Source organism: Clostridium chromiireducens (assembly GCF_003575225.1).
Classification (GTDB): Bacteria; Bacillota; Clostridia; order Clostridiales; family Clostridiaceae; genus Clostridium; species Clostridium chromiireducens.
Genome location: NZ_QXDJ01000001.1, coordinates 108,368 through 134,452, shown reverse-complemented (window position 1 = coordinate 134,452; position 26,085 = coordinate 108,368). Strand labels below are relative to the sequence as shown.

The following is a 26,085-nucleotide window of genomic DNA, read 5'->3' as shown; positions in this document are numbered from 1 at the left end:
TATAGGGTAAATTATAAGGGGGAAAAATGAAAACTATAGTTATATACAAATCAAAAACCAATTTTTCAAAAAGGTATGCAGAATGGATAGCAGAGGAGCTATCCGCCGATATTTTTAGTGTTTCGAAAATTTCAATTGAGAAAGTTAAAGAATATGATATTGTAATATTTGGTGGAAGTCTTCACGCAGTCGGAATTAATGGTATAAAATTTATAACAAAAAATTTTAATGAGTTTCAAAATAAAAAAATTATTATTTTCGCTACAGGAGCATCACCATTGAAAGAAACGATATTAAATGAAATAAAAAATATTAATTTTACAAAAGAACAACAAAAATATATAAAATTATTTTATTTACGTGGTGGTTTTGATTATAGTAAGCTTAATTTTTGTGATAAATTTCTTATGACACTTTTAAAATGGAAGTTAAAAAGTAAAAAAGAATTAACACCTGATGAAAAAGGTATGCTTTTAGCTTATGATAATCCAGTAGATTTCATGAGAAAAGAAAATATTCGGCAATTAATAAGATACGTGAATTCTATGAATAAAGATTATTAATTACCATAGGTTTTTATTTAGATTTATGTTAATATAAGCATACAAATATTACACATAAAACTTTCTATAATATTAAGAGGCAGCTATAATAGCTACCTCTTTCTGATATAAAATAGAAACTATAAAAAAATTTATATATTTAATATAATTAACATGATTTTAAGTTATATATAACATACTAATTAATAAATATTATTAATTAGTATGGATTATTTTGAAAATGTATGATAGAATGATAGTATAAAGATAGGAATAATATAAAACTAAAATTATTATAATTTTAATGAAAAAGATGATATATATAGAAAGGAGAGTTCAGAGATGGGAAATATAATAAAAATTAATATGTATGCAGAAAAGAGAAAAGAGATTAGTAAGCAAATAAATATAAAAAAAATTGAAGAAAATATTTTACATTATAATGAGTGGTTAAAAAATAACCATAGAGAGGATCAAATTGAAAGCTATGAAAATTTCTTGCGAGCTAAATAATTATTTTTAAGAGGTAGATTATACTTTAGTGTTTAATCTACCTTTTTTATTTTACTTAAAATATTTAAGTAAAATAAAAAAATATCTTTAACTGTCTATTAGCATAGATTATATTTAAAGATAAAATGAGTAAATATACATAAAACATGGTATAATTTATTAATTGATGCAAAATAGGAAAAGAAAAGAGAGTGACAATAATAGTGAAGACTAAAGGAAGAGGAACGGGAATAATATTGATTTTAATAGGATCTATGCTTTGGGGGATTTCTGGTACAGTTGCGCAATACTTGTTCCAGAAAAGTGGATTTAGTCCAGAATGGCTAGTGGATATTAGATTGCTGATATCTGGAATAATACTATTAATTTATGCATTTATAAAGAGCAATAGAGCAGTGCTAGAAGTTTGGAAATCAAAATATGACTGCTTAAACATTTTGATGTTTGGAATTCTGGGAATGCTAAGCGTTCAATACACATATTTTGCTGCTATTAAATATGGAAATGCGGCAACTGCGACCATTCTGCAGTATCTATCTCCTGTAATAATCACTATATATATTTCAATTAAAACTAGGAAACGTCCAAGTATTCAAGAAATTTGGGGAATTATTTTGGCTATGCTGGGCACGTTTTTGATAATAACCAAAGGAAATGTTAGTAGTATTTCAATATCTAAATTAGCATTATTTTGGGGGATAAGTTCAGCATTTGCAGCAGCTTTTTATACAGTTCAACCTAAATACCTACTTAATAAATTTGGTTCCACAATTACTGTAGCATGGGGGATGCTAATCGGAGGAATAGCGTTTAGTTTTATACATAAACCATGGGATTTTATCGGTGAATGGTCCATAGAATCGGTATTAGCTGTTATTTTTGTTGTGCTATTTGGAACGTTAATTGCCTTTTATTGTTATTTAGAAAGCCTAAAGTACGTTAAACCAACAGAGGCAAGTGTATTATCATCTGCTGAGCCTTTATCAGCAGCTTTTTTATCGGTCATATGGCTTAACGTACCGCTTGGAATATCACAATGGATAGGAACATTATGTATTATAGTTACAATTATAATTTTATCTTTCATAAATAAATCCAATGGAGAACAAAATTAATATAACTTAAACAGGAGTGACTAGTAATGGAAAATGTGAAAATTCAATATTGTATAAACCAAATATCAGAATTTCTTGCTGCTAGAGATATTGGTAGATTAGATATTAATGAGCTAGAAAATAAATTTGGTATTAATAAGGTCGATATATTAGTTCTGCTTGGAAACTCAATTCCGTATACAATCAAATGCGCTGTTAAAGCATATGAAGATAAATTATGTGATAAAATTTTAATAAACGGTGGTATAGGACATTCAACTGAAATTTTAAGAAATGAAATAAGAAAAGATGATATATATAAATTTATTAGTGTAGAGAATAAAGCTGAAGCGGATATAATTTTTGAAATCATGACTAAGGTTTATAAAATTGATTCAGAGAAAATAATTGTGGAAAATAAATCAATAAATTGTGGTGATAATGCTAAAAAAGCTGTGGAATTATTAGAAGAATTAAATATTGAATATAGTTCGCTACTTTTAGTTCAAGATCCAACTATGCAGCTTAGAACTTATGCGTCATTTTTAAAGTATGTTAATCCAGAGAAAGTGAAATTAATAAATTACGCGCCGTTCATTCCAAGTATTGATGAAAATTTTAAATTAAGAAATGTCGATATAAATGGGATATGGGATGAACAAAGATATTTTCAACTTATAATGGGAGAAATACCAAGACTAAAAGATGATGAAAATGGATATGGTCCTAACGGTAAAAGTTTTATTGCACATGTGGATATTCCAAGTGAAATCGAAGAGAGTTATTATTTACTAAAATCAATGATTTCAAATGAGGATTTTTATAGTAGGTGCTAATTTAATTCAATTAGCACTAATTAACTATAAGAATAATGTGGAAAAGTAGGAAAATTAATATTATAATGTATATTATGTGATATTATAAGACTTAATTATCAAAAAGTTAAGAGTATAACTTGATTTTTTATTATTATCATACACTTGTGCATTTAAAATAGGAGGGAATATGCCAGAAACAGTACTATTTGCGTTTATATTTGCAAAGATAAAGGGATATAAAGTAAGTCCAGTGTTTAAATCTTGGACTATTTATCCACTAATTATATTTGAAGTAATATATTTAATTGGACAAGTTGTTATTTTCACAGGGAATTATAAGTTTATTGGATTCATGCAAAGCTTAAAACCATTTTATTTATGTAGCTATTTATTGTTAGTATTTAAATATGAGATTTATATAAGCTCAATAATAGGTTCTGGTTTTGTACTTTTAGGTGGAGTGTTAAATGATATTGCGATAAAAGTTAATGGAGGCTTTATGCCAGCTTACCCAACTTTATCTTATTTAACTGGATATGTAAAATTAGATTCGTTTAAGGTAATAAATGATTTTCATATATTGGGAGATTCACAAACAAAGTTAAGAATATTGACTGATTTTATAGATCTTGGTTACAGCATTATTAGTATAGGAGATGCATGCATGAGAGCTTTTGCGTTTATTGTAATATATAGTTCTATAAAGAAGATCGGAACTCTAGAATTAAAGGAGGAATAGAATGTTAAGATTAACGGCATTGGAGTTTATAGTAAGAACAATTCCAGAGGCACTAGTATATATTTTTGCTGGTTATATATTTTCAAATAAAGAAATTAAAGTTGTTAGATATTTGACTTCTAGCTTATTATTAGCGGTAATTACGTTTTTTATTAGGATGTTGCCAATAAACTATGGGGTACATACAATATTGATTATTATTACTCAAATTATTGTTTTAGTCTGTGTGAGTAAGATTGATACTATTTTATCTATAAGATCATCAATAATAACTACTATTTGTTTATTTGTTACAGAGGTTTTAAATATGTTAGTACTTAATGTTATATTTAAAGAACAGTTGGAATCTATAATGTCAGATACATGGTTAAAAACAATATATGGATTGCCATCATTGGGGAGTTTTGCGCTTATTGTATTAGGTTATTATTATGTGAGAACAAAAGGGAAATCTAAAAATGTTAAGGATTGAAAGTATATGTGAAAATATTTCAAATTATATAGCCAATGAATTAAAATTTGATAATAATAAGCGAGATATAATAAATTATGGAATATTTGCTTTAATGCAGATGGGAATCTGTATAGGACTTGTTATAATATTTGGCATTATTTTGAATGTTTTAATTGAAGCTTTAATAATATCTTTCACAATCAGCATATTAAGAAAAAGTTCTGGAGGAGTTCACGCTAGTTCGCCAAGGAGATGTGCTATTATTGGAACAGTGAGCAGTATAGGAATGGGGTTAATAGCGAAATATATGAATTTAAACCTTAACTTAACCATTATGAGTGGAGGTTGTATATTTATATGGTCATATTATATTATATATAAATTAGCACCTGTTGATAGTAAATCTAAACCCATTAAAAGTTCTAAAAAAAGAGGGAGATTAAAAAAAAATTCTATAGTGATTTTAAGTGTTTATTTAATTATTATTTTGGTTGAAATTACATATTTTTATTTTACAGAGGAGTCTAAAATTCTTGTTTACTCGCTATGTATTTATATGGGTGTGCTATGGCAAGTTTGTTCCTTAACTAAATATGGACATCAAGTAATGGCAAAATTAAATAAACTCTTTAAATAATAACTAAATTAAGGATGGGGGGAGATAAATGAAAAATAAAATTTTAATGACTATAGCAACATTAGCAACGGTTTTTGCTTCTATAGTTGCTACGTCTGCATGTATTTGGTCATCATATCAACCAGAAGAACCAAAGTGTTTAAGAGATGAATAGTCTATAATAAAAATGAGGCTGATATATCAGTCTCATTGTGATTATAATGAGGTTATGTTATATGAAAAATGTAAGAAACAATAGAGAGAAACAAATAAACGAAATAGTATCAATAGTAAAATTAGCATCACTTTTGTTAATTGGAGTGATTCTTTGTAAGGAATTTGTTAAGAATGATAGTCTAGTGATATTTGCGCCAAAATCATTTTATACTCTTGTAGGTTTATTTGTGCCATTACTTTTACTAATTTTAATTTATCTTGGGTGGATTTTTTCAATTAAGAATAAATTTAATCTGTCAAACTATGTAGAAGTAATATCATTTATAGCTATATTTTCAGTAGTCATATTTATTTGTGGTGCGAACCAAAGTGAATATAAATTGTTATTCCTATTTATTATTATAACAACAACCATTCAATCTGGAATGAAACAAGGGTTTATAGTTTCAGGTGTTTCATCAATAATTGTTTTATCTATGGATATACTTATGCAACCTAATGCAGTTATAAATGTTAATTTTGAAAATGATTTAATTTTAGTAGGAGTTTTTATTTTAACAGCTTGGCCTTTAGGGTTCTATGTAAAAGTCGAAGGAGAACACATTAAAAAGCTTGAAGAATTAATTAATGTTGATGGTCTTACTGAATTGTATAACCACAGATATTTTTATGATACGTTACTAGAGAAAATTAAGATTGGAAAAAGGGATGATAAACCAGTATCCATGATTTTTATAGATATAGATTATTTTAAGCAGTATAATGATACTCACGGACATCAAAAAGGTGATTACATTCTTAAAAAGATAGGTGGGATTATTAAGTCTGCTGTAAGAAAAGATGATATCGCTGCAAGGTATGGCGGTGAGGAATTTGCAATAGTATTGCCTAATACTGACGAAGGACAGGCAATGGACATAGCAGAAAAATTAAGGAAAGAAATAGAAGTTACATATTTTGAAGGTGAAGAAAATCAACCTGGAGGTAAGATTACAGCATCAATTGGGGTATCTATTTATCCAGATAAAGCAAAAAATGATATAGAGTTAATAAAAAGTGCAGATGATGCATTATACAGAGCAAAGTTTTTTAATAAAAATAGAGTTGAAGCTTACACATCAATTTTAGATGAAATTAAGAAAAATATAGATGAAAAAGATATTGAGCTTGTAGCATCAATAAAAACATTAATTAGCGTTATAAATGCAAAGGATAAATATACCTATGGACATATAGAAAGAGTAGTTGTGTATAGCAGAATGATGGTTGAAAAGCTTAAATTAAATGAAAAGGATAGTAAGATTTTAATTTATGGTGCTTATATGCATGATATTGGGAAAATTAATATTAGTAAAGATATATTACTGAAAAAGATGAAGCTCACAGATTTGGAATGGGAAGAATTAAAGCAGCATCCAGAGAATGGAGTGGAAATTATAAAATCAGTAGAATCGCTCCAAGATATTATTCCTCTTATATTAAGTCACCACGAGAGATATGATGGGAACGGATATCCAAATAATTTAAAAGGTGAAGAGATACCATATCTTGCTAGAGTTCTTACGGTAATAGATAGTTTTGATGCCATGACTTCAAATAGGCCATATAACAATAGGAAGACTTATGAAGAAGGTATACTAGAAATTGAACAATGCATTGGAACACAATTTGATCCGGAAATTGCAAGGATTTTTATTGAAGTAATTAAGAGTAATGAAGGCGTTTCCTTTTATGAAAGTATTAAAATGAATGAAATGAAAATATAATTGGAGCCAAATATTCGCAAAAACCATAGAAAGTGTAAAACTGATTCACTTATTGCATCTGAAAGAATAAGCTATTAAGGAAAAGTTTATTATTTGGAGGAATTTTTATGGGTTACTACGTTAAAGTGGAACCAGATGTGAAAATCTATGTAGAGGATCTTAATGAAGAGGGCGAGAAGACCATTGTATTTTTACATGGATGGCCAGGCAGTCATAAATTGTTTGAATATCAATTTAATGTGTTGCCTAAGATGGGCTTTCGATGTATTGGCATAGATCAAAGGGGATTTGGAGATTCAGATAAACCTTTCAATGGATATGACTACGATAGATTATCCGATGATGTGAGAAAAGTTATTGAGGTACTTAATCTAGATGAATTTACATTGGTAGGGCATTCAACAGGTGGCGCAATTGCTGTAAGGTATATGGCTAGGCATAAAGAACACGGAGTTTCAAAGCTAGTCCTTTGTGCAGCTGCAGCACCAAGTCTTATTCGGCGGCCAAACTTTCCTTACGGATTACCAAAAGAATCAGTAATAGATATTATTAAAGGGACCTACTCGGATAGACCTAAAATGCTTAAGGGATTTGGTGATATCTTTTTCTATAAACATATAAGCGAAGCATTTTCAGAATGGTTCTTTCAATTAGGATTACAGGCAGCAGGTTGGTCTACTGCTGAAACTGCAAATACTTGGTTAGGTGAGGAAATGTTATTTTCGGATCTTGAAAAAATAACTGTACCGACATTAATCCTTCATGGCATTCATGATCAAGTTTGCCTTTTTCAGTTAGCCGAGGCTCAAAAACAAAGAATAAGTAATTCAAAACTTATACCATTTAATGAGAGTGGACATGGATTATTTTATGATGAAAAAGAAAAGTTTAATAAGGTTCTTGCGCAATTTGTTAATTTATAGGTCATATATTCATATGGAGAGAGACGATAATGAAATATATTGCAATAAGAGAATGAGGCGAATTAGATAAAAAGATAAAGCAGGCTACAGGATAGTCTGCTTTATTATTTTGACAAGTATATTTGACAAAGTTGAAATTTTTTACTACCATTATCTATATGATAGGAGTTGGAAAAATGAATAAAGAGGAGATATTAGAAAGGAATAAAACCAGGGGGAATTGGCAGAAATGGTTAATGCATCTCGTCAAACCATAAGCTCCATCGAAACATGACAATTTTGCCTAGTGAAAAGTTAGCATTACTACGTTGCATAGCCTTGGATAAAAAATATGAGGAACTTTTTTATTTTGAATAAGCTTTAAGTGTAAATTTTATTTTTGGATTAAGGAAAAAATATTGAAATATAAGTTGAAGATTGAGGAGTGATTTTTTTTGGAAGAAAATATTGAATTTAAAGAAAATGAAACAAAGAGGAGTAATTTTTTTAAAGAGTGGGTAGTTCCTATATTTACTGCTTTAGTAATAGTATATTTATTAAGGCAATTTGTATTTTTTAATGTATATGTTCCTACTGGTTCAATGACTCCAACTATAAATAAAGATGATAAAGTAGTAGTTACTAGGATACATAATATGGCTAACCTTCAAAGGGGAGATATAATTGTATTTTATTCTGATGAATTAGCTGAAACATTGGTAAAGCGATTAATAGGATTGCCAGGGGATAAGATAGAAATAAAAAATGGTGAAGTATATGTAAATGGTGAAAAGGTTCAAGAGGATTATGTTAAAAACAAAGATAAATACAATGGTAAATTTGAGGTGCCGGAAGGAAAATACTTTTTCCTAGGTGATAATAGACCAGTATCTAAAGATGCAAGATACTGGGAAGATCATTATATAGACAGTTCTAAAATAGAGGGAAAAGCACAATTTGTATTTTATCCTTTTAAAGATTTTGGAAAACTGAAATAGTAAAGAACTGTACTAGAGAAATTAATTTATTAGACGTAGCTTTTAAATGAAGCTACGTCTTTATTTAAAAGAAATTAGAGGAATAGAGATTAATGCCGATTCTTTAATATGTTTTACTAATGTCAGAGTAATTATTCCAATACAAAGTATATTTTGAATAATTAAATAAATAATATAAAATATATAGATTATTTTGTCGTATTATGTTATTATTTATTCATACAAAATAACAAATCCCAAGTATCTTAAGACTCATAATCTCATATCATAGTACAGCCATTTAGTTGGCTGTATTTTTTTGTTGATGCAAAAAAGTTTCAAATATTATTTATCAAAATAAATAATTATTAAGGAGTAGCTTTTAAGGTTATTGTTTCATATTATTTAATATAAATTAAGAAGGAAAGGTATTCTATAATGCTAGATACAATTTTAAAGCCTATACAAAAGGTGATATCAACTAGATTAGAGAAAACTAAATTAAAAAAAGAATTATTAAAACATCCGAATTATACTGCAAAAGCTAAAGAAATCTGGGATATGATTGATGAAGATTTTGGAATTACTAATACAATAGAAAATGTATTAAAACTAAAGGTTGATAAATTTGATAAAACATTAAAGGAAAAATTCCCTGAGTTAACACAGAAGGATATTTCCGAATTGAAAGAAAGCATAATCGGAGAGCTAAGCGCAGGAAAAGATGCAGTTATGGGTCAAGTATATGGTATTAAAAAATTACAAGATATAAATTCAATTCTGAAAGAAGAAAATGAAAAACTTAAGGAACAGCTATCAAAACTAAAAGAAGCACTTCCTTTAAGTAACAATAGTAATGAGAAACAATAGAGCTTATAAAAAAATCATTTAAGAGCAGCTATTATGATATGCTCCCTTCTAGGTAGACAGTTGAAATAATAAAACTGTTTTACTTAGAAGGGAGTAATTTTATGTCTAGAAATATCTTACCTAAAGAAAAACTTCAGGCAGTAAAAGAACATTTAGATGGAAAAGGTAGCTATGATTCTATTGCAAAGAAATATGGGGTGACCAGCGCACCTTTTAGAAAGTGGATTGCTAAATATCGGACTTTCGGAGAAAGCGCATTTATCCGAACTGGACATAATGCATGCTATAGCTCAGCCTTTAAACATAAGGTTGTTAATGCTTATATTTGTGGAGAAGGTTCATTGCAAGAATTAGCCGTAAAATACAAAATTCCATCAAATGATACTATATCTAAATGGGTTTTGAAGTATAATGGTCATGAGAAGCTGAAAGCTTATGGAGCAGGAGGGAAAACGATCATGATCAAAGGAAGAAAAACCACATTTGAAGAACGAGTTGAAATTGTACAATACTGCATTGCACATGAACATAATTATAAAGAAACATCAGAAAAATACCAGATTTCATATCAACAGGCTAGAGGCTATACTGTGAAATATGAAAAGGTTGGAATAGATGGCCTTCAAGACAGGCGCGGGAAGTGTAAACCCGAAGCTGAGATGAATGAATTGGAAAAATTGCGAGCAGAGAACAAGATTTTACGTGCTGAAAAGGAACGAGCTGAAATGGAGGTTTCCTTCTTAAAAAAACTCGAGGAGATAGAAAGGAGGCGGGGCTAAGCCGAGTTCGCCATGAATATATTTATCAGGCAATCAAAGAAGAAAATGCAAAATATAATTATCCTGTGCAAGCCTTATGCAAACTTGGTCGGGTTTCAAGAGCTGGTTACTATAAGTGGCTAAAAAGAGATGTTACCTTGAATGAAAGTGAAAATAGGCTCATTGCTGACAAGATTGAAAAGATTCACGAGAAGAGTCCAGACAAAGGGTATCGACGAATTCGAGATGACCTAGAACGCTATCATGATATCAAAGTGAATGATAAGCGTGTATTGCGTATTTGTCGTAAACTAGATATTCAATCTACCATAAAATATAAGAATAACGGTTGTACTAGACAGGCTAAGAATCCTCAATATATTGCGGAGAACCTTTTAAATCGAGAATTCAGTGCTTCCGCTCCGAATGAAAAATGGCTTACTGATGTAACAGAATTCAAGTATTATGTTCATGGTGAGAAGCGTAAAGTTTACTTAAGTGCTATTTTGGATCTTTATGATCGCCGAATCGTATCTTATGTTATTCGAGATACTAACAATAACTCATTGGTATTTGATACTATAGATGATGCTATTGCGAAAGAACCGAAGGCTCATCCCCTTTTTCATAGTGACAGGGGTTTTCAATATACCAACCGTGTATTTCATCAAAAGCTTACAGATGCAGGAATGACACAAAGTATGTCAAGAGTTGGAAAATGTATTGATAACGGACCGATGGAAGGTTTTTGGGGAATTATCAAGAGAGAGCGATACTACGGAAAACAATTTACAGATAAGATGTCTTTAGTAAAGATGATTGAAGAATATATCGATTATTACAACAATATACGCTTGCAGAGAAATCTTGGTGTATTAACACCGATGGAAAAGCATGAAATATATTTACATGCAGCATAAAAACTGCCAGCAGGTTAGACCCACTGGCAGAAAATTTTTTTATTTTTTTAATTGTCTACTTGACGGGAAGCAGTTCATTATGGCTGCTCTTTCATATTATTTTGATGAATATTCATAATAAGGCATTTCGATTACAACTCCTGTGTCATTAAAGGTGTAGTTTGTGTTAGCAAGTGGATTATTATTGTTAACTAAATTTACACCAATCTTGTAAAGAGCTTCAGCCATAGCAGGTGCATCTTGAACAACAGTGCCTAGCATAATTCCTCTTTTAATTAAATCTTTAGCTCCAGGTATAGCGTTGGCGCCAACAACAGGAATTGTCTTGGAGGGATCTCCTAGGTTATAGCCGTATTTCTGTAGAGCTTCAATAGCGCCAATAGCCATTGTATCATCATTTGCAATAATTGATTCTATTTGATTACTATATCGCAAGAATATTTGTTCAAAATCATTTTTTGTAGAATCCTTACTCCCTGTTGAGTTTACTATAGCGACTTCACGGGTTTTTATACCGGCTTCATTGAGCGCTGAAATGGAATATTGAGTACGTGCATTTGTTAATGTATTATTGTTTCTATTTTTTATCATTACATATTGAAGGATATTATCTTTGTTTTTATCTATACTTGCTTTGTTATTATTCCAATCATTTACTAGAATCTTTCCTTGTAAAATACCAGATTGTGCTGCATTAGTTGCAATTACAAGTGCTTTTGGATAGGATTTAATTGATTCAGTAGATAGTGGCGATATATTAAATAAAATTACTGGAATATTTTTTTGTTTAACTTTATTAATAAGTGAATCAACATTATTTGCGCTAATATCAACCAAGTTTGCTAAAAGTAAATCAAAATCAGTTTCAAATATTGAACTCATAGTCTCATTTTGAATATCTTGGTCTCCTTTACCATCAAAGAAAATGAAATCAATAGTACCTTTGTTTTCATCTTGAATTTTTTTTAAATTTTGCTGGACTATAGATATATAATCATCATTAAAGGAAGAGAGAAGGACGACTACTCTAATCGTTCTTCCAGGAACATTTTGTGCACTTGTACATATACTGTTTTTAGTACTACCTATAAATGTGATTAATAACAAGATTAAAATAATAATTAGTGTTAAGTTTTTCTTCAATGTTTTCATTGTAATCCTCCACTGAACCTGTACTATAATTTTAATGATTATTTTTATATTGTCTTTTCATATGAATTTTATTCTAATAAATTTATATGAAGAGCTGAAAGTAATTTGAAAAATTAAGATTATTAAGGTAATGTACAGAAAGTTAACATAAAATTTTTTTGTTCAAGTTAAAATTCAGGTTAATTTATTTAATAAACCTATATTACATATATTTACAAAGGAAATTGCGTGTAATATATAGAATATTTTAATGATTAAGATAAGTATTTTAAGAAATATTAAAACCTTAATTTTTAGTAATATATATGGAAAGATGTAAATTAATTAAGGTCTGTAAAATAAAATATAATTATTTATGTTTTATTTTAAAGTTTAGTAAATAATATGTGGTATAATAGTATTTATTATTTAAGATGGTATTAAGTAGTACATACTTACAACAACTTAGGAGGGAAACTATCAATATATGATTATTATAATAAATATTATCATTGTAATTTTATTAGTATTTATGAATGGTTTTTTTGTAGCAACAGAATTTGCAATGGTAAAAGTAAGAAAATCGAGGATAGAAACATTAGCTCTTGAAGGAAATAAAAACGCAAGACATGCTTTAAGAGTTGTTAAAGATTTAAATTCATATTTGTCAGCGTGTCAGTTAGGAATAACATTAGCATCTTTAGGCTTAGGTTGGGTAGGAGAGCCGGCAATTTCTAAAATGTTAATGCCATTATTTAATTTACTTAATTTATCCGATAGCACAATTCATTCGATTTCATTTGTTTTAGGATTTTCAATTATAACAGGATTACATATAGTTCTTGGTGAATTAGTACCTAAATCACTGGCGATAATAAGTTCTGAGAAAATAGCTCTTTATACAGCTTTTCCGCTTATAGCATTTTATAAAATTACTTACCCGATAATGTGGACTTTTAACCATAGCACGGAAGTTGTATTAAAATTATTTGGTTTTTCTCAAGTTGATGAACATGATGCAGCCCATACGGATGAAGAAATAAAGCTTTTAGTAGAAGATAGCTATAAACATGGATTAATAGACCAAACTGAGTTAACTTTTGTTGATAATATATTTGATTTTTCGGAGAAAACCGTAAGAGAAATAATGATTCCACGTACTGATATGGCATGTGTTTTTATTGAGGATTCTTTCGATGAAATTATTAAATTTGTCTTAGAAGAACAATTAACTAGATATCCAGTATGCCGAGACAGTAAAGATAATGTTATTGGTTTTATCCATATCAAGGACTTATTTAAACTTAAGATTGAAGGTAGTGAAAATATAGAAGGAATTATTAGAGAGATAAAGTTTGTTCCGGAATCATTATCAATTAGTGAATTATTTAAGACTTTTAAAGAAGAAAAATCACAAATGGCAATAATTATTGATGAATTTGGAGGCACATCAGGACTTGCGACTTCTGAGGATATATTAGAAGAAATTGTTGGAGAGATTCAAGATGAATTTGATGACGATGGAGAAGAAGATATAAGAGAAAATGAAAATGGAAGCTTTGTTGTTGATGGAAAAGTTCAAATTGGAGATGTTAATGAATTGCTAGAGACAGATATTGAAGATGAAAACATAGATACCATTGGAGGTTGGGTTTATTTTCAATTAGGATCATATCCTAAAGTAAAAGAGAAAGTTACTTATAAGGAGTTTGATTTTATCATATTAAAATGTGATAGAAAAAGAATAAGCAAGATATTGATAAAAAAAGCAAATGAGTAATAATTCTTATAAAAAGTAAATAATACTATGAAATCCCTTTATTTGGTATGTTACCGCTAATAAAGGGATTTTTTTATGAAATTAAGACAATGTTAATTGTAAAAAGTGAATATATTGTGTACTTGGGTAAGAAATGATGAAAATAGCTTAGTTATTTCAAATTCTCTTAATACCTTATTATATTTTGTTTCGATATATTTGCAGATTTTTTTACACTACTTAAGAAGTACATATATATGAGATCAAAGAGTGAACAGAATATACCAAGTGCTAGTACTAGTTTACTTCCGTAAATAATACCGTACAATACTGTTGGAGCTAAGGTACCAATCCATTTGTTTATAGCAATAATTAAATTTTGGCCTTTTGAATCTGTTCTATGAACAAGCATATTTATAAACAAAATGGACATTATAAGGTTTTGAATGAAAACGGAATAAACTTCTCCTAAAGATTTAAATTCTATTATGAAGAAATATTGAATAACAAACGCCATTATAAACATAATTATAGTCCAAGGCATAAAATACTCTGTACTAGTTTGTTTGGGAAAATATCTTTTACCATATAATAAATAAGTGCAAAGAATAAAGAAATCTAGAAATAACCACACAAATACAACTAATGTCTCAGTATTTATGGTATTAGTTTTTAGAGCAATATAAGACTGAATTGATTCCCAAGAAAAATTCAGAGCTAATGCAATAAATGGCATTCCATAAGTTTTTTCCTTAAAACCCAAATAGATTAATTCGAGGTAAGCTATTGTCCAACAAATTCCGGTTATTAGTAGAAGAGAGAATACCATGAGAAATTTCCTCCTTATGATTTTTTGTTACAATTTCAAAAGTTCTGTAATTGTGAGACTTTAATATACAATATTCATGATCAATAAAAACTAGACTTATAATTGATTAAATTGAGAACTTATTATTGTTCTAAATATAAGAAGGTGTATTGTTATAATTGCATACGGGGAGATTCTTGTATGTATTTCTAAATTTGAGGAATAATATTCTAGAAGTTATTCTAGACATTACAGTAAAGAATTTATATTATGTATGTCTTGAAACGGAGGAGAATATTATGGATAAAGAACATAAGGGATTATCTGCGTGGCAGCTTACAATGATGGCACTAGGAACTGTAATAGGGGGATCATTTTTCTTGGGAGCAGCAGTAGCAATTCATGCTGCAGGACCGTCTATTTTGATTTCATATATACTGGGAGGAGTGTTAGTTTATTTTATACTTTACGCTTTATCAGAAATGACTGTTGCAAACCCAGATTCTGGATCGTTTAGAACTTTTGCAGCACAAAGTTTTGGTCCAGGAGCTGGCTTTGTTGTTGGCTGGGTGTATTGGACTGGAATGGTCTTAGCAATGTCTAGTGAAGCTACAGCTGTATCAATATTAGTCAGGGAATTCGTTCCCAATGTATCTATATCATTACTTGGTGGTAGCGTTATAATTGGCGTTACTCTTCTTAACTTATTAGGAGCTGATAAGCTAAGTAAGCTAGAAAGCGGTCTTGCCGCAGTAAAATTGCTTGCAATAATATCATTCATGATTATAGCAATATGTTTGATTGTAGGGCTGATTCCAGGAACATCTGCTATAGGTGTAGGGGAACTTAGCAGAGAACCTTTCATTTCAGGAGGTATAAGAAGTATTGCAGGTAGTATGTTAATAGTAATATTTTCATATGCAGGGTTTGAAATAATTGGGTTGGCAGCTTCGGAAGCTAAGAATCCAAAAGAAACAATACCTAAAGCGATTAATTATACAGTGGTATGTCTTGTAGGGTTTTATATTCTGTCAGTTTTTCTTCTACTTCCGCTGATACCTACAGCTATGCTCAGCGAAGAAGTAAGTCCTATGGTAGCTGCCCTTAATAGATGGGGAATGGGATGGGCCAGTACAGCAATTAACTTAGTGCTTATTACGGCTATACTGTCTACTATGCTTGCAGCAATGTTTGGACTTGGAAGAATGATACGATCACTTACAGATGAAGGGCATGCCCCTAAATGGTTGAAGGATACTAGCGATGTGCCTTATAAAGGTATATTATTTTCTGGATTTTGTATGTTGGTTGGATTAGGAACAGGTTTATTATTTCCAAGAATTTATTTGTTTCTATTAAGTTCTGGTGGATTCGCGTTACTTTTTACTTATGCAGCAATAATGGCAACCCATATAAGGTTCAGAAAAAGAAATGGATGCCCTCCAGAGGGGAAGTGTCAAATGCCTGGGTACCCATATACGTCATGGATTGGGCTTATCAGCATGATTGTTGTTATTTTCAGTATGCCATTTATTTCTGGGCAGTCATCTGGGCTTATAGCAGGATTAATAATGGTTGCTGTATACTCGTTAATTTATATGGGATTTGGACTAGTAAAGGATCCTAAAAGGAGTAATGTAGTTACAAGTAGAGCACGTAATAAAATTTATAAATCAAGATTGTCAACGGAATTTTCTAATGAATTGACTCCAACGGCAAATGAAGAGAAAAAAGATTCTAGGAGTTGTAGTCAAAATTTAAAATGCAATACTAGTAAAAAATCAATGAAGAAATGATAAATAAGAAAAAGACTATCACTTTATAAGAGAGTAATAGTCCTTTTCTTATTTGCAGACACAATTGTTGTTTGAAATTTCTTGAAATTTAATAATGTTTATTAGCACAAATTTGAATATCTTTTATGGGTTGATATACATAAAGTTCGCAATAATTATCTTTTGATACAGAGCTGTCAATATATTCAAATCTAAAAGTATCAGCAAACTCATATCCTGAATTAAAAATCCATTTTCTATATAATTGAACAAGTAAACGGCCTAAATGTCTTCCATTAAGGTCATCTGGACGAAAGAAGCCGACAAAGCGAAATACTACATACTTATGAGCAGGGATAGAAATACTTGTCATTCCTTCAGGAATATTAGTTAAGTCCGAGACTTGGGAACTAGGAATATAGTATATAAATCTATCACTGTTCCAGTCTGTAAAACCAAAATACTCATTAGGATTAATTATATTTTTGATTTTGTTTTTATAATTGTAAAAGAAATCTCGACCATAGGCATTGGCGCTTTTATCGCCAGATTTACTAAGTATTTTATGTTTAATACCGATTAGATTAAATTTTTGCTTAAAAACAAAGTGTGGTGTATAAGTAACAGAATCACCAACAGATAAAATATCATTTGTATTGATTTTCTCTTTAAGAATTAGGCTTAATGAGGTCTTATCAGATCTTATTTTTAAAGGTGTACATCCAAAACACTTTTTAAAAGCCCTTATATAAGATTGCTCATAATCAAAGCCATAATTTAAAGCAATATCTATAATTCTCATATTAGTGTTTATAAGTTCACTAATACTAGAAGTTAACTTTCGACCTTGTACATATTCGATTATAGACTCTCCAGTCAAAGATTTGAAAATTCTATGCAAATAATATTTCGATAGACCGGTATAAAGAGATATATCATCTAAAGATAGTTTATTATAAAGATTTTCCTCAATGTATTCCACAGTTTCAATAATAGTTTCTTTTAAGTCTTTCATAATTTAACACCTTTTCTCACAAATAGTTATCATATTAAAAAGCAATATCTGTTCATTTTAATAAAAAGTTTCCATTAAAATTATATTGAAAGGCGATATTTATTCATTTCAATATATTATATCTATTATGACAATCAAAGTAAATACTATGAAAAAATTTAAAAAATATACTATTATGTAAAATAGGAGGATTTAAATGAAAAGAAGAGTAGTTATCACAGGCATGGGAGCTGTTACATCTCTGGGGATAGGTGCAGATAAACTTTGGCAATCAATTAAAGAAGGAAAATGTGGAATTAGTAAAATTGAGAGAATTGATGTATCAGATTTACCTGCCAAAGTCGCATCTGAAGTAAAAGATTTTAATCCAGAAGATTTTATTGAAAAAAAAGAAAGTAGAAGAATGGATAGGTTTGCGCAATTTGCTTTGACAGCAGCTCAAATGGCCGTGGCAGATTCAAAACTTGATCTATATAAAATAAATAAAGAGAGGCTTGGAGTAATAATTGGAAGTGGTACTGGTGGAATTGAAACTTTAGAAAACCAGTGTGCAGAATTTCAGGAAAAAGGATATCGCAGAGTGAGCCCATTTTTGGTTCCTATGATGATATGCAATATGGCTTCAGGACTTGTTGCAATAAAATTTGGAGCAAAGGGATATAATGAGTGTTCTGTAACTGCATGTGCTTCATCTACAAATTCAATTGGAGATGCGTTTAAAGTAATCCAAAGGGATGATGCAGATATAATGATAGCTGGAGGTGCAGAAGCCTGCATTACAAGACTAACTATAGCAGGTTTTTGTTCAAGTAAGGCAATGACAACAAATTCTGATCCAGAGATGGCATGCAGACCATTTGATATTGATAGAAATGGATTTATCTTAGGAGAAGGTTCAGGAGTATTAATTCTTGAAGAGCTTGAACATGCTTTAAGCAGAGGAGCTAATATAATAGCCGAGGTGGTTGGATATGGTTGTACAAACGATGCTTTCCATATAACTGCACCAGCTGAAGGGGGAGAAGGAGCTGCAAGATGTATGGAAATGGCTATCAAGGATGCTGGTATAATGCCATCTGAAATTGGATATATAAATGCACATGGAACTTCGACTAAGGCAAATGATAAGAATGAAACTGCTGCTGTGAAATCAGTCTTCGGTGAGTATGCTTATGAAATGCCAATGAGCTCAACAAAATCAATGACAGGTCATTTATTAGGTGCGGCAGGAGCTGTTGAGGCAATTATAACAGCCTTAGCGCTTAGGGATGGTTTTCTGCCTCCGACAATAAATTATAAGAATCCAGATCCTGAATGTGATTTGAATTATATACCTAATGAAGGCAAAGATTCTAATATTAATTATGCTTTAAGTAATTCTTTTGGATTTGGAGGACATAATGCGTCATTAGTTTTAAAAGCATTTAAATAAATATGTGTTTTAAGCACTATTGTAATAGATTTTATGTGGACTGCAGATATAGGAGTAAAGAATTAAAAGCGAAGGTAAATAATATTAAGTATAAAAAGGAATGACTTGCTTAGGAGTAAGCCATTCCTTTTTCGTGCCATCATGGATAGCAACTTGATGTTGAAAATCTGCTTTAGGGCCTGATAGTTAGAATCTCAAGTCAATAACAAGGGAGATAGTTAGAAAGAATATGAATGAGGCTGGTGATCTAGGACATATAAATTTATTAAATAAAACGTTGATTAAGTGTGAGTGTTTATTAAATATATAAACATATATTATTTTGTTTATAAAAATAATAGACATGAAATAAAAATACACATATAATGAATATTAGAAAGAATCATTAAATAAGGAGCGGTTTAATATGACAACAATTGAGAGATTTTTAGATGATAAGGGAATTATTAAGGTTTGGCCAGCAAAGAGGGAGGTGAAGATGAAAATATTGGAGTATCTAAGCACAAAGTTTGAATATGATGTTATTTACAGTGAAAAAGAAATAAATAGAATTATTGACACCTGGCACAGTTTTAATGATTATTTTTTGCTCAGAAGAGGTATGATAGATTACAAGTTTTTATATAGAACTAAAGATGGAGCGAAATATTGGAGAGAAAAAAAGAGTAGCTAAGAATGATTGGTAAAATAATAAAAAACTTATTATGTTGAGGATTAATTCAAGATATTGTGATATAATACCTAATTATAGAAATTTATCCGAGAAAGGAAAAGTATAATGAATTTTCTGTATATCATTATATAGTGTGTGCTGATATGGATAGAAGTTTGAAAGAGGAAAGAGAAACCTTACTACAAAAGAAAAACATAATAATGCAGGAACTAAAGGAAAAGAAAATAAAAGTAGAAGAAGTAGAAAGAAAACTCAGCACTTTAAATAAAGAAGTTAAAGGAGGCTATAGTGAAGAAAAGCAGGCTAACGAAAGAATATTTAGTCATTTAGCCCAGGATATTGAAAAGTATGAGGAATCACTAAGTGAGCCTTATTTTGGAAGAGTAGACTTTAGAGAAAAAAAAGGCTTTACTGAAAGCATCTATATTGGAAAGAAGGGTATAAATAATAGTAAAGACGGGGAAGAAGTTATAGTTGACTGGAGGGCACCAGTTGCTGATCTTTATTATAGCGGAACTGGCGGAGAAGCTTATTATAAAGCTCCTAAGGGGATAATTGAGGGACATTTAGAATTGAAAAGAAAATTTCTATATAAGAATAATGATATAGAAAGGTTATTTGATGAAGGCATAAATGAAATTATAATAAATGAAGAAGAGGGTCAAAATTTAGTTGATGAATTCTTAAAGATTAATTTAGAGGAAAATAGGGGAAAAAAACTAAAGGAAGTTGTTGCAACAATTCAACGCGAGCAAAACGAAATAATAAGGTGGCCTAAAAACATTCCTATAATAGTTCAGGGATCTGCAGGTTCAGGGAAGACTACAATTGCATTACATAGATTGGCATATCTTATTTATAGATATAAGGAAAGTATGAGTGGGGATGAGATTTTAGTTTTAGCCCCAAATAAATTATTTCTAAGTTATATTTCAGATATCTTACCTAGCCTTGGAGCAGAGGAAGTAAATCAAAGTACCTTTGAGGAAATGGTATTATCAAAGTTGAAATTAAAAGGGAAAATGTATAATAAAGATGAAAAATTATTAAAGATAATAGAAGAGCAGGATAATCATCTTAAAAAACTTATAGTGAACTCTAGTAAGGTTAAAGGTACTATGTTATTTAAAACAATGTTAGATAGGTATATTTCATTAGTTGAAAAAAATACAGTCCATATAAATGACATTAAAGTTGGAAATGAGATTTTATTTGATAAAAAAGAAATAACAAGGCTGTACATTAAGGATCTAAAACCTTATCCAATAAATAAAAGAAAAAACGAAATAAAGAGATATTTGAACTTAAAAATTAAAGATAGAATATCAAGTTTGTTAATAGAAATAGATGATAAATGGGAAAAGAGAATAAGAGAAGTAAGAAGAGAAATGAAAGATTCTGAGGAAAGAAGAAAGCTTCTCATAGGTCTATATGAAGAAAGAGATAAAGTTAAAGAAGAGGTTAAAAACAATAGTAAGAAAGAATTTAATAACTACTTTAAAGAGTGGAAAGATGTGGATTCAAAAGATATTTATCATAATTTTTATAATGATGATTTGTTTGAAACAGCCACTGGTAACAAAATTCCTAAAATATTGGCAGACTATATGCGGGAAGAATTCAATTTTAACTTTCAAAATAAAATAATTGATGAGGATGATTTACCTGCACTAGCGTATATACGGATTTTGCTTGAAGGAGTAGAGGAAGATGAGAAATTTAAATATATAGTAGTAGATGAAGCACAAGATTATAGTCCGTTTCAGGTATATTTAGTTAATTGTTTTTCTAAAGGAAATGGTTTGACATTAGTTGGAGATTTAGCACAAGGAATATACTATTATAAAGGTTTAAAGACATGGGATGATATAACAGAACAAGTTTTTGAAGGTAATGCTACTTACATTCAATTAACTCAAAGTTATAGGTCTACTGTTGAAATAATTGATTTCGCACAAAAAACTTTGAAGGCTCAGAATTTAGGTCTTAAAGACGCGAAGCCAGTTTTAAGACATGGTGAAAAGCCTAAAATAGTAAAAATAGGCAGTGATAATGATTGCGTTCAGGCTATAGAACAAATCATTAGTGATGTTCAAAACTACGGAAAAAGAACAATAGCAATAATTACTAAAGATATTTCACAAGGGGAAGGAATATATAACATTCTAAATAAAAAAAGTAAATATAATTTTGAATTGATTTTTGGTAAAGAAAAAGAGATAGCGGAAGACTTGATTATAATTCCGTCTTATCTAACAAAAGGATTAGAATTTGATTGTACAATAATAATGAATCCAAGCATGGATAATTACAAAGAAAACACATTGGATGAAAGATTGCTATATGTATCATTAACAAGAGCGTTGCACTTAGAATATATAATTGAAAAAGATGAAGTTACAACATTAATTTAGAAAAAAGAATAGCTTACTAGGGTGTAATAAGCCATTCTTTTAACGGTTAATAAATTATTAAATGAAGGAAACATTAATGAAAAATGTTCATAGTTTTATTATAATGTTATTTTGTGACAGAATTGTGGCATCATAGGAATAATGAAAAAAGTTTATTATATGTTGCCATATAATAAACTTTTTTCTGTGTACATGTATAACAATAATATTAACTAGTGAAAAAGTTATGCTGATGAAATCTTTAATAATCTTCTATGGGCGTAAACTGCAAATATGCTTAGGAAAATAACTCCAAACAAACATTGACCATTTATAAGGAGTGTCCTGCCGAGAATTAACCCGTTTGAAGCATTTCTATAAGTATCTCCAAGGACAGCTATATTTACATTGTTCCATAGCGTGTGCATAATGCTTGGTAGTATTACGTTTGCTGATAATGTAAAAAGATGCGTGAAAGCATAATTGATTACCCAAATTGCTATAGTTTGGAGCAATATATATAGTATAAATTTTCTTTTATTATAATGTAAATTTAATATGATTATGGCAGGAAGCTTATATAATATGAGAATCAATCCCATTATTAAATTGGCAGTCCTTAAATTATATCTATTGATAAGTCTAGGCAGCAAATATCCTCTCCATCCATATTCTTCGAGTAAGCCGACTACAAAAAATACAATAGAAATTAAAATTAGTTTGAATATATTAATAGATGCATAATACAAATCTTGTGATAATACACCACATTTAATAAGTATAGCAGAAGAAGCACAAAGAAATATTATTATCAATGGGTAGAAAACTGCAAACATTAAGCTTTTAAAGGAGACTTTATAAATAAAAGGCTTCAATAAAACCTTTATTGAGGCAGATTCTATTAAATTTGAAATTATCGCAGCAAAAGCTGGAATCATGGAAATAAATAATAGTGCTCCAATAAATTCTTCGGATAATAACACTATACTTATGAAATAAGATAAAGAAAAAGTAATTAATAAGAATATTTTTTCATATTTCATTTTTTTGATTCCTTTCAGTTAGTATAATGTAATATCGTTAAATAAATATAGCTATAAAATAATGTAGTTATGTTTGAATTTTTTAAAGAATTATTACTATTTCTAATCTACCAGAAAATTCATAAAAGATAAAGATTAAATAACTCACTTACTTAAAAGTTTTATTAAGGATTCATTAGTTAAATATGTTATTTTTATTTTGCTGAAAATGTGAGGTATATATTAATACGAAAAGGTATATACTGTGTAGATACCCCATTCAACTAATACTTAATTTCCTTATTTTATTATTATAGGTGGACTTCCACCTATTTTTTTAGAATTATATAAATGAGAAATTTGATTTTTATAAATATAGATTTGAGAATATCAATATATTAAATGGAAATAAATTATTAGATTTATTTTGCAGGAATAATATGGTAATATGTTCTATATAAACTTAATATTTAAATTATAAAGGAGAAAATCATAAATAACAGTTAATGAGTTAATAAAATAATATTAATAGATGATAGAAATTAAAAAATTTTTAGTATTAGATGTTGTTACATTCTTTCAGATGATTTAGCATAAGTATAAGTTTTTTATTTAGTAATTAAATATAAATTATCATCAATAATTATGAAAGGGATTTATAAATGAATTATTTTGAATTTAGAGATAGATATTTAAATATACTTATTAAATTGAGAGAGACGACTAATCAAATATATACTCGTATATCAAGAGAGCTAGATGGAACTTGCAATATTAAATGTAAAGCAAATAGTACTGATAAAGGCAAGGAAACAGATAAAAGTAAAGCTGATAGTATGGATATGGATGAAATTTATAATAAATGTTTAATTTTGAATCTGATTGAATTTACTAATTGTAAAATTGAAAATTTGATGAAATTACTTATTGATGCTACAAGCATTCCTTATGAAATTGGAATGCTAAAAATTGTTAAAGGCATTTGTAGAGTAAACAGTTACTTATATTCTATAAAAGTAAGAATTGAAAAGCATTCCATGGAGCATAGTAAGAATTTCAAAATAATTTATTATATATATATTGAAGAAGCTAAACGATTGTTTGACAATTTAGGATATGTGGAAGCTACTTTATTAATAATATCTACTGACAAATTGCTTTGGGAAAGGCAAGAAGGTGATTTCTCTAAGATTAAAGCAAAAACTTTAAAACAAATAGATTGCTTTCTGAGTGAAAAGTTGATCTAATATACTTCATAATTATTAAAATCAACAAAACCTAATAGAAAATATATAAAAATGCACAAAGAAAATGTTCACTAGAGTGATTTGATATATTTATAATTGATGAGAAAATATTTAATGGCCGGTTGAACCTACTTTTACTTATCCTTAATCTCATTAGGACAAGTAAAGGTGGAAAAACCAGCCATTAATTGTTTTATTACAATTACAAGTAGAGTTTGGAGATTCATGTATGTATTTATCGTTGTAATAAATCAACTTAATTGATTATATAATTGCTTTGCATTCTGATTTGACGTGAAATTAAATAAGATTATAAAAAATAAAAAAATACAGGGGGTTAGCCTTTGGGTTATAAGGCGTTAAAGGATATCATTGAGTATAAAGAAAGAAATAAGAGCATATGAAAGGAGTTTGGAGCTAATATCTTTTAAATCAAATAATTCAAAGAATGTTATGTTGAATTATGTCGAAAAGATGTTAGTATAGAGACATGGACTTGCTTGAAAACAATAAATATGCAGAGTGAAGTTAAAGAAAAATTTTTATTGTTTATATATAAGATCAAGAAGCCAAATAAAAAATACAAAGGAGAAAAACTAATGAAAAAGAATTTACTAAGAAAGATGGTAACTGCAGCAATTGCCGCTACAACAATAACTAGCTTCTCATCATTAGGAGTATCTGCAGCAACTATTAATTCAACAGATTATAATAATTATTATAATGCAATGATGAATAATTCCGCAAAAACTGGTTGGGTTATGAATAACGGCAATTGGTATTTCTTTAATAATGCTGGAGAAAAACAAACAGGAGTTATTAAGGTAAATGGTAAAACTTATTGCTTAAATCAATCAGGTATAATGGAGATTGGAAAGGTTTTAGTAAACAATAAAGTATATATAACTAACCAAAGTGGACAGGTTATAGGAACTAAAGTCCCAACAGTAGATAAAGTATTCAATTCAAATAATGATGTAATAAAAGATAGCAATAAAACTTCTACAGTTAGTAATACAAATAATACAACAGGAAATACTACTAGTACAACTACAGGAAGTAACACGACAACTAAACCAGTAACAACAACTAATACTGGTAGCACTACAACTACAGGAACTACAAGTAATACATCTACAACATCAGCAGATGTTCAGGGGTTACCTAAATTACCTACAAACTATTCAATAACAGTACAAGCTACTGCTGAACAAAAAATTCTTGAATTAATGAATGCGAAAAGAACTGAAGCAGGTTTAAAGCCATTAGCTTTAGATAATACTTTAATTCAAGTAGCTAGATATAAGAGTAATAACATGATTCAAAATAACTTCTTTGACCACACAAATCCAGACGGAACAAAGTGGACAAACTGGTTACAAACAATAGGGTATAAATATAATACAACAGGTGAAAATATCGCATATAACACTTATGATGCAGTAGAATTATTTAACCAATGGTGGAATTCACCAGGTCATAGAGCAAATATGATGAATTCTTCTTATACTAAAGTGGGTATAGGAGTTATATTAGGAAACGGTAAATACATGGGAACTCAAACTTTCGCCGGTTAATAGTGAAAGATATATATAGTAAAAATCAAATGTAATTTATCAAAAAATCCAAGGAATTATACCTTGGATTTTTTTGTTGTTTATAGAATTGATGAAATCGTGTTTAC

The 26,085-nt window shown here is 29.2% G+C and carries 25 protein-coding genes and 1 pseudogene; 22 read left to right on the top strand and 4 right to left on the bottom strand.

Annotated elements, in window-relative coordinates:
* The first annotated feature begins 26 nt into the window (after positions 1–26).
* The 15 genes and pseudogenes from D2A34_RS00585 (at position 27) to D2A34_RS00520 (ending at position 11,146) form a co-directional block, all read left to right on the top strand.
* Complete coding sequence (locus tag D2A34_RS00585) at positions 27–563, top strand: flavodoxin domain-containing protein (RefSeq protein ID WP_119365416.1); 537 nt, start codon at positions 27–29, stop codon at positions 561–563.
* A 321-nt stretch (positions 564–884) separates the two neighbouring features.
* On the top strand, positions 885–1,055 hold the full coding sequence (locus D2A34_RS26530) for a hypothetical protein (protein ID WP_182629284.1): 171 nt from the start codon (positions 885–887) through the stop codon (positions 1,053–1,055).
* A gap of 203 nt (positions 1,056–1,258) precedes the next feature.
* Entirely contained in the window at positions 1,259–2,170 is a 912-nt protein-coding gene (locus tag D2A34_RS00580) for a DMT family transporter (protein ID WP_119365947.1), read from the top strand.
* A 26-nt stretch (positions 2,171–2,196) separates the two neighbouring features.
* Entirely contained in the window at positions 2,197–2,985 is a 789-nt protein-coding gene (locus D2A34_RS00575; protein WP_119365415.1) for a YdcF family protein, read from the top strand.
* Between the two features lie 169 nt (positions 2,986–3,154).
* A complete protein-coding gene (locus D2A34_RS00570) occupies positions 3,155–3,706 on the top strand; it encodes a DUF5317 family protein (RefSeq protein ID WP_119365414.1) in 552 nt (183 codons plus the stop codon).
* 1 nt (position 3,707) lies between these two features.
* Entirely contained in the window at positions 3,708–4,178 is a 471-nt protein-coding gene (locus tag D2A34_RS00565; RefSeq protein ID WP_119365413.1) for a hypothetical protein, read from the top strand.
* On the top strand, positions 4,165–4,797 hold the full coding sequence (locus D2A34_RS00560) for an accessory gene regulator ArgB-like protein (RefSeq protein WP_119365412.1): 633 nt from the start codon (positions 4,165–4,167) through the stop codon (positions 4,795–4,797). Before D2A34_RS00565 ends, D2A34_RS00560 begins: the two co-directional genes overlap by 14 nt.
* A 28-nt stretch (positions 4,798–4,825) precedes the next feature.
* Complete coding sequence (locus D2A34_RS00555; protein ID WP_119365411.1) at positions 4,826–4,951, top strand: cyclic lactone autoinducer peptide; 126 nt, start codon at positions 4,826–4,828, stop codon at positions 4,949–4,951.
* 61 nt (positions 4,952–5,012) lie between these two features.
* On the top strand, positions 5,013–6,719 hold the full coding sequence (locus D2A34_RS00550; RefSeq protein WP_119365410.1) for a bifunctional diguanylate cyclase/phosphohydrolase: 1,707 nt from the start codon (positions 5,013–5,015) through the stop codon (positions 6,717–6,719).
* 107 nt (positions 6,720–6,826) lie between these two features.
* Positions 6,827–7,642 (top strand): alpha/beta fold hydrolase, encoded by an 816-nt coding sequence (locus D2A34_RS00545; RefSeq protein ID WP_079441729.1) that lies wholly within the window; start codon positions 6,827–6,829, stop codon positions 7,640–7,642.
* 208 nt (positions 7,643–7,850) lie between these two features.
* A pseudogene (locus D2A34_RS27090) lies at positions 7,851–7,999 on the top strand (helix-turn-helix transcriptional regulator); the annotation flags it as partial.
* A 77-nt stretch (positions 8,000–8,076) separates the two neighbouring features.
* Positions 8,077–8,619, top strand: coding sequence for a signal peptidase I (gene lepB / locus D2A34_RS00535; protein ID WP_119365409.1), 543 nt, complete (start codon positions 8,077–8,079; stop codon positions 8,617–8,619).
* A gap of 417 nt (positions 8,620–9,036) precedes the next feature.
* Positions 9,037–9,468, top strand: coding sequence for a hypothetical protein (locus D2A34_RS00530; RefSeq protein WP_119365408.1), 432 nt, complete (start codon positions 9,037–9,039; stop codon positions 9,466–9,468).
* A 101-nt stretch (positions 9,469–9,569) separates the two neighbouring features.
* On the top strand, positions 9,570–10,247 hold the full coding sequence (locus tag D2A34_RS00525) for a helix-turn-helix domain-containing protein (RefSeq protein WP_119365407.1): 678 nt from the start codon (positions 9,570–9,572) through the stop codon (positions 10,245–10,247).
* A gap of 20 nt (positions 10,248–10,267) precedes the next feature.
* Positions 10,268–11,146 (top strand): IS3 family transposase, encoded by an 879-nt coding sequence (locus tag D2A34_RS00520; protein ID WP_119365406.1) that lies wholly within the window; start codon positions 10,268–10,270, stop codon positions 11,144–11,146.
* Between the two features lie 96 nt (positions 11,147–11,242).
* Here D2A34_RS00520 and D2A34_RS00515 read toward each other — a convergent pair whose 3' ends face one another.
* The gene (locus D2A34_RS00515; RefSeq protein ID WP_079441732.1) at positions 11,243–12,298 is read right to left on the bottom strand and encodes a galactose ABC transporter substrate-binding protein; all 1,056 of its coding nucleotides are present in this window, start codon (positions 12,296–12,298) and stop codon (positions 11,243–11,245) included.
* Between the two features lie 466 nt (positions 12,299–12,764).
* Here D2A34_RS00515 and D2A34_RS00510 point away from each other — a divergent pair, with 466 nt between their 5' ends.
* The gene (locus D2A34_RS00510; RefSeq protein ID WP_079441733.1) at positions 12,765–14,057 is read left to right on the top strand and encodes a hemolysin family protein; all 1,293 of its coding nucleotides are present in this window, start codon (positions 12,765–12,767) and stop codon (positions 14,055–14,057) included.
* A gap of 166 nt (positions 14,058–14,223) precedes the next feature.
* Here the strand turns inward: D2A34_RS00510 and D2A34_RS00505 are convergent, their stop codons facing one another.
* Positions 14,224–14,865, bottom strand: coding sequence for a transmembrane-type terpene cyclase (locus D2A34_RS00505; RefSeq protein ID WP_079441734.1), 642 nt, complete (start codon positions 14,863–14,865; stop codon positions 14,224–14,226).
* Positions 14,866–15,143: 278 nt separating this feature from the next.
* Between D2A34_RS00505 and D2A34_RS00500 the strand changes: the two genes are divergently transcribed.
* Positions 15,144–16,640, top strand: coding sequence for an amino acid permease (locus tag D2A34_RS00500; RefSeq protein ID WP_119365405.1), 1,497 nt, complete (start codon positions 15,144–15,146; stop codon positions 16,638–16,640).
* 88 nt (positions 16,641–16,728) lie between these two features.
* Here D2A34_RS00500 and D2A34_RS00495 read toward each other — a convergent pair whose 3' ends face one another.
* A complete protein-coding gene (locus tag D2A34_RS00495) occupies positions 16,729–17,634 on the bottom strand; it encodes an AraC family transcriptional regulator (protein WP_079441736.1) in 906 nt (301 codons plus the stop codon).
* A 196-nt stretch (positions 17,635–17,830) separates the two neighbouring features.
* On the opposite strand from D2A34_RS00495, the gene fabF reads away from it, so the two are divergent.
* The 3 genes from fabF to helD all read left to right on the top strand — a co-directional run bounded on the left by fabF (position 17,831) and on the right by helD (position 22,153).
* The gene (gene fabF / locus D2A34_RS00490; RefSeq protein ID WP_119365404.1) at positions 17,831–19,066 is read left to right on the top strand and encodes a beta-ketoacyl-ACP synthase II; all 1,236 of its coding nucleotides are present in this window, start codon (positions 17,831–17,833) and stop codon (positions 19,064–19,066) included.
* Between the two features lie 406 nt (positions 19,067–19,472).
* Positions 19,473–19,739, top strand: a complete 267-nt coding sequence (locus tag D2A34_RS00485; protein ID WP_079441738.1) for a DUF2087 domain-containing protein — start codon at positions 19,473–19,475, stop codon at positions 19,737–19,739.
* Positions 19,740–19,882: 143 nt separating this feature from the next.
* Complete coding sequence (gene helD / locus D2A34_RS00480; protein ID WP_079441739.1) at positions 19,883–22,153, top strand: RNA polymerase recycling motor HelD; 2,271 nt, start codon at positions 19,883–19,885, stop codon at positions 22,151–22,153.
* A gap of 224 nt (positions 22,154–22,377) precedes the next feature.
* Here the strand turns inward: helD and D2A34_RS00475 are convergent, their stop codons facing one another.
* On the bottom strand, positions 22,378–23,175 hold the full coding sequence (locus D2A34_RS00475; protein ID WP_079441740.1) for a CPBP family intramembrane glutamic endopeptidase: 798 nt from the start codon (positions 23,173–23,175) through the stop codon (positions 22,378–22,380).
* Between the two features lie 641 nt (positions 23,176–23,816).
* On the opposite strand from D2A34_RS00475, the gene D2A34_RS00470 reads away from it, so the two are divergent.
* Both D2A34_RS00470 and D2A34_RS00465 read left to right on the top strand, forming a co-directional pair.
* Positions 23,817–24,401 (top strand): hypothetical protein, encoded by a 585-nt coding sequence (locus D2A34_RS00470; protein ID WP_079438441.1) that lies wholly within the window; start codon positions 23,817–23,819, stop codon positions 24,399–24,401.
* A gap of 599 nt (positions 24,402–25,000) precedes the next feature.
* Positions 25,001–25,978 (top strand): CAP domain-containing protein, encoded by a 978-nt coding sequence (locus tag D2A34_RS00465; protein ID WP_119365403.1) that lies wholly within the window; start codon positions 25,001–25,003, stop codon positions 25,976–25,978.
* Positions 25,979–26,085 lie beyond the last annotated feature (107 nt).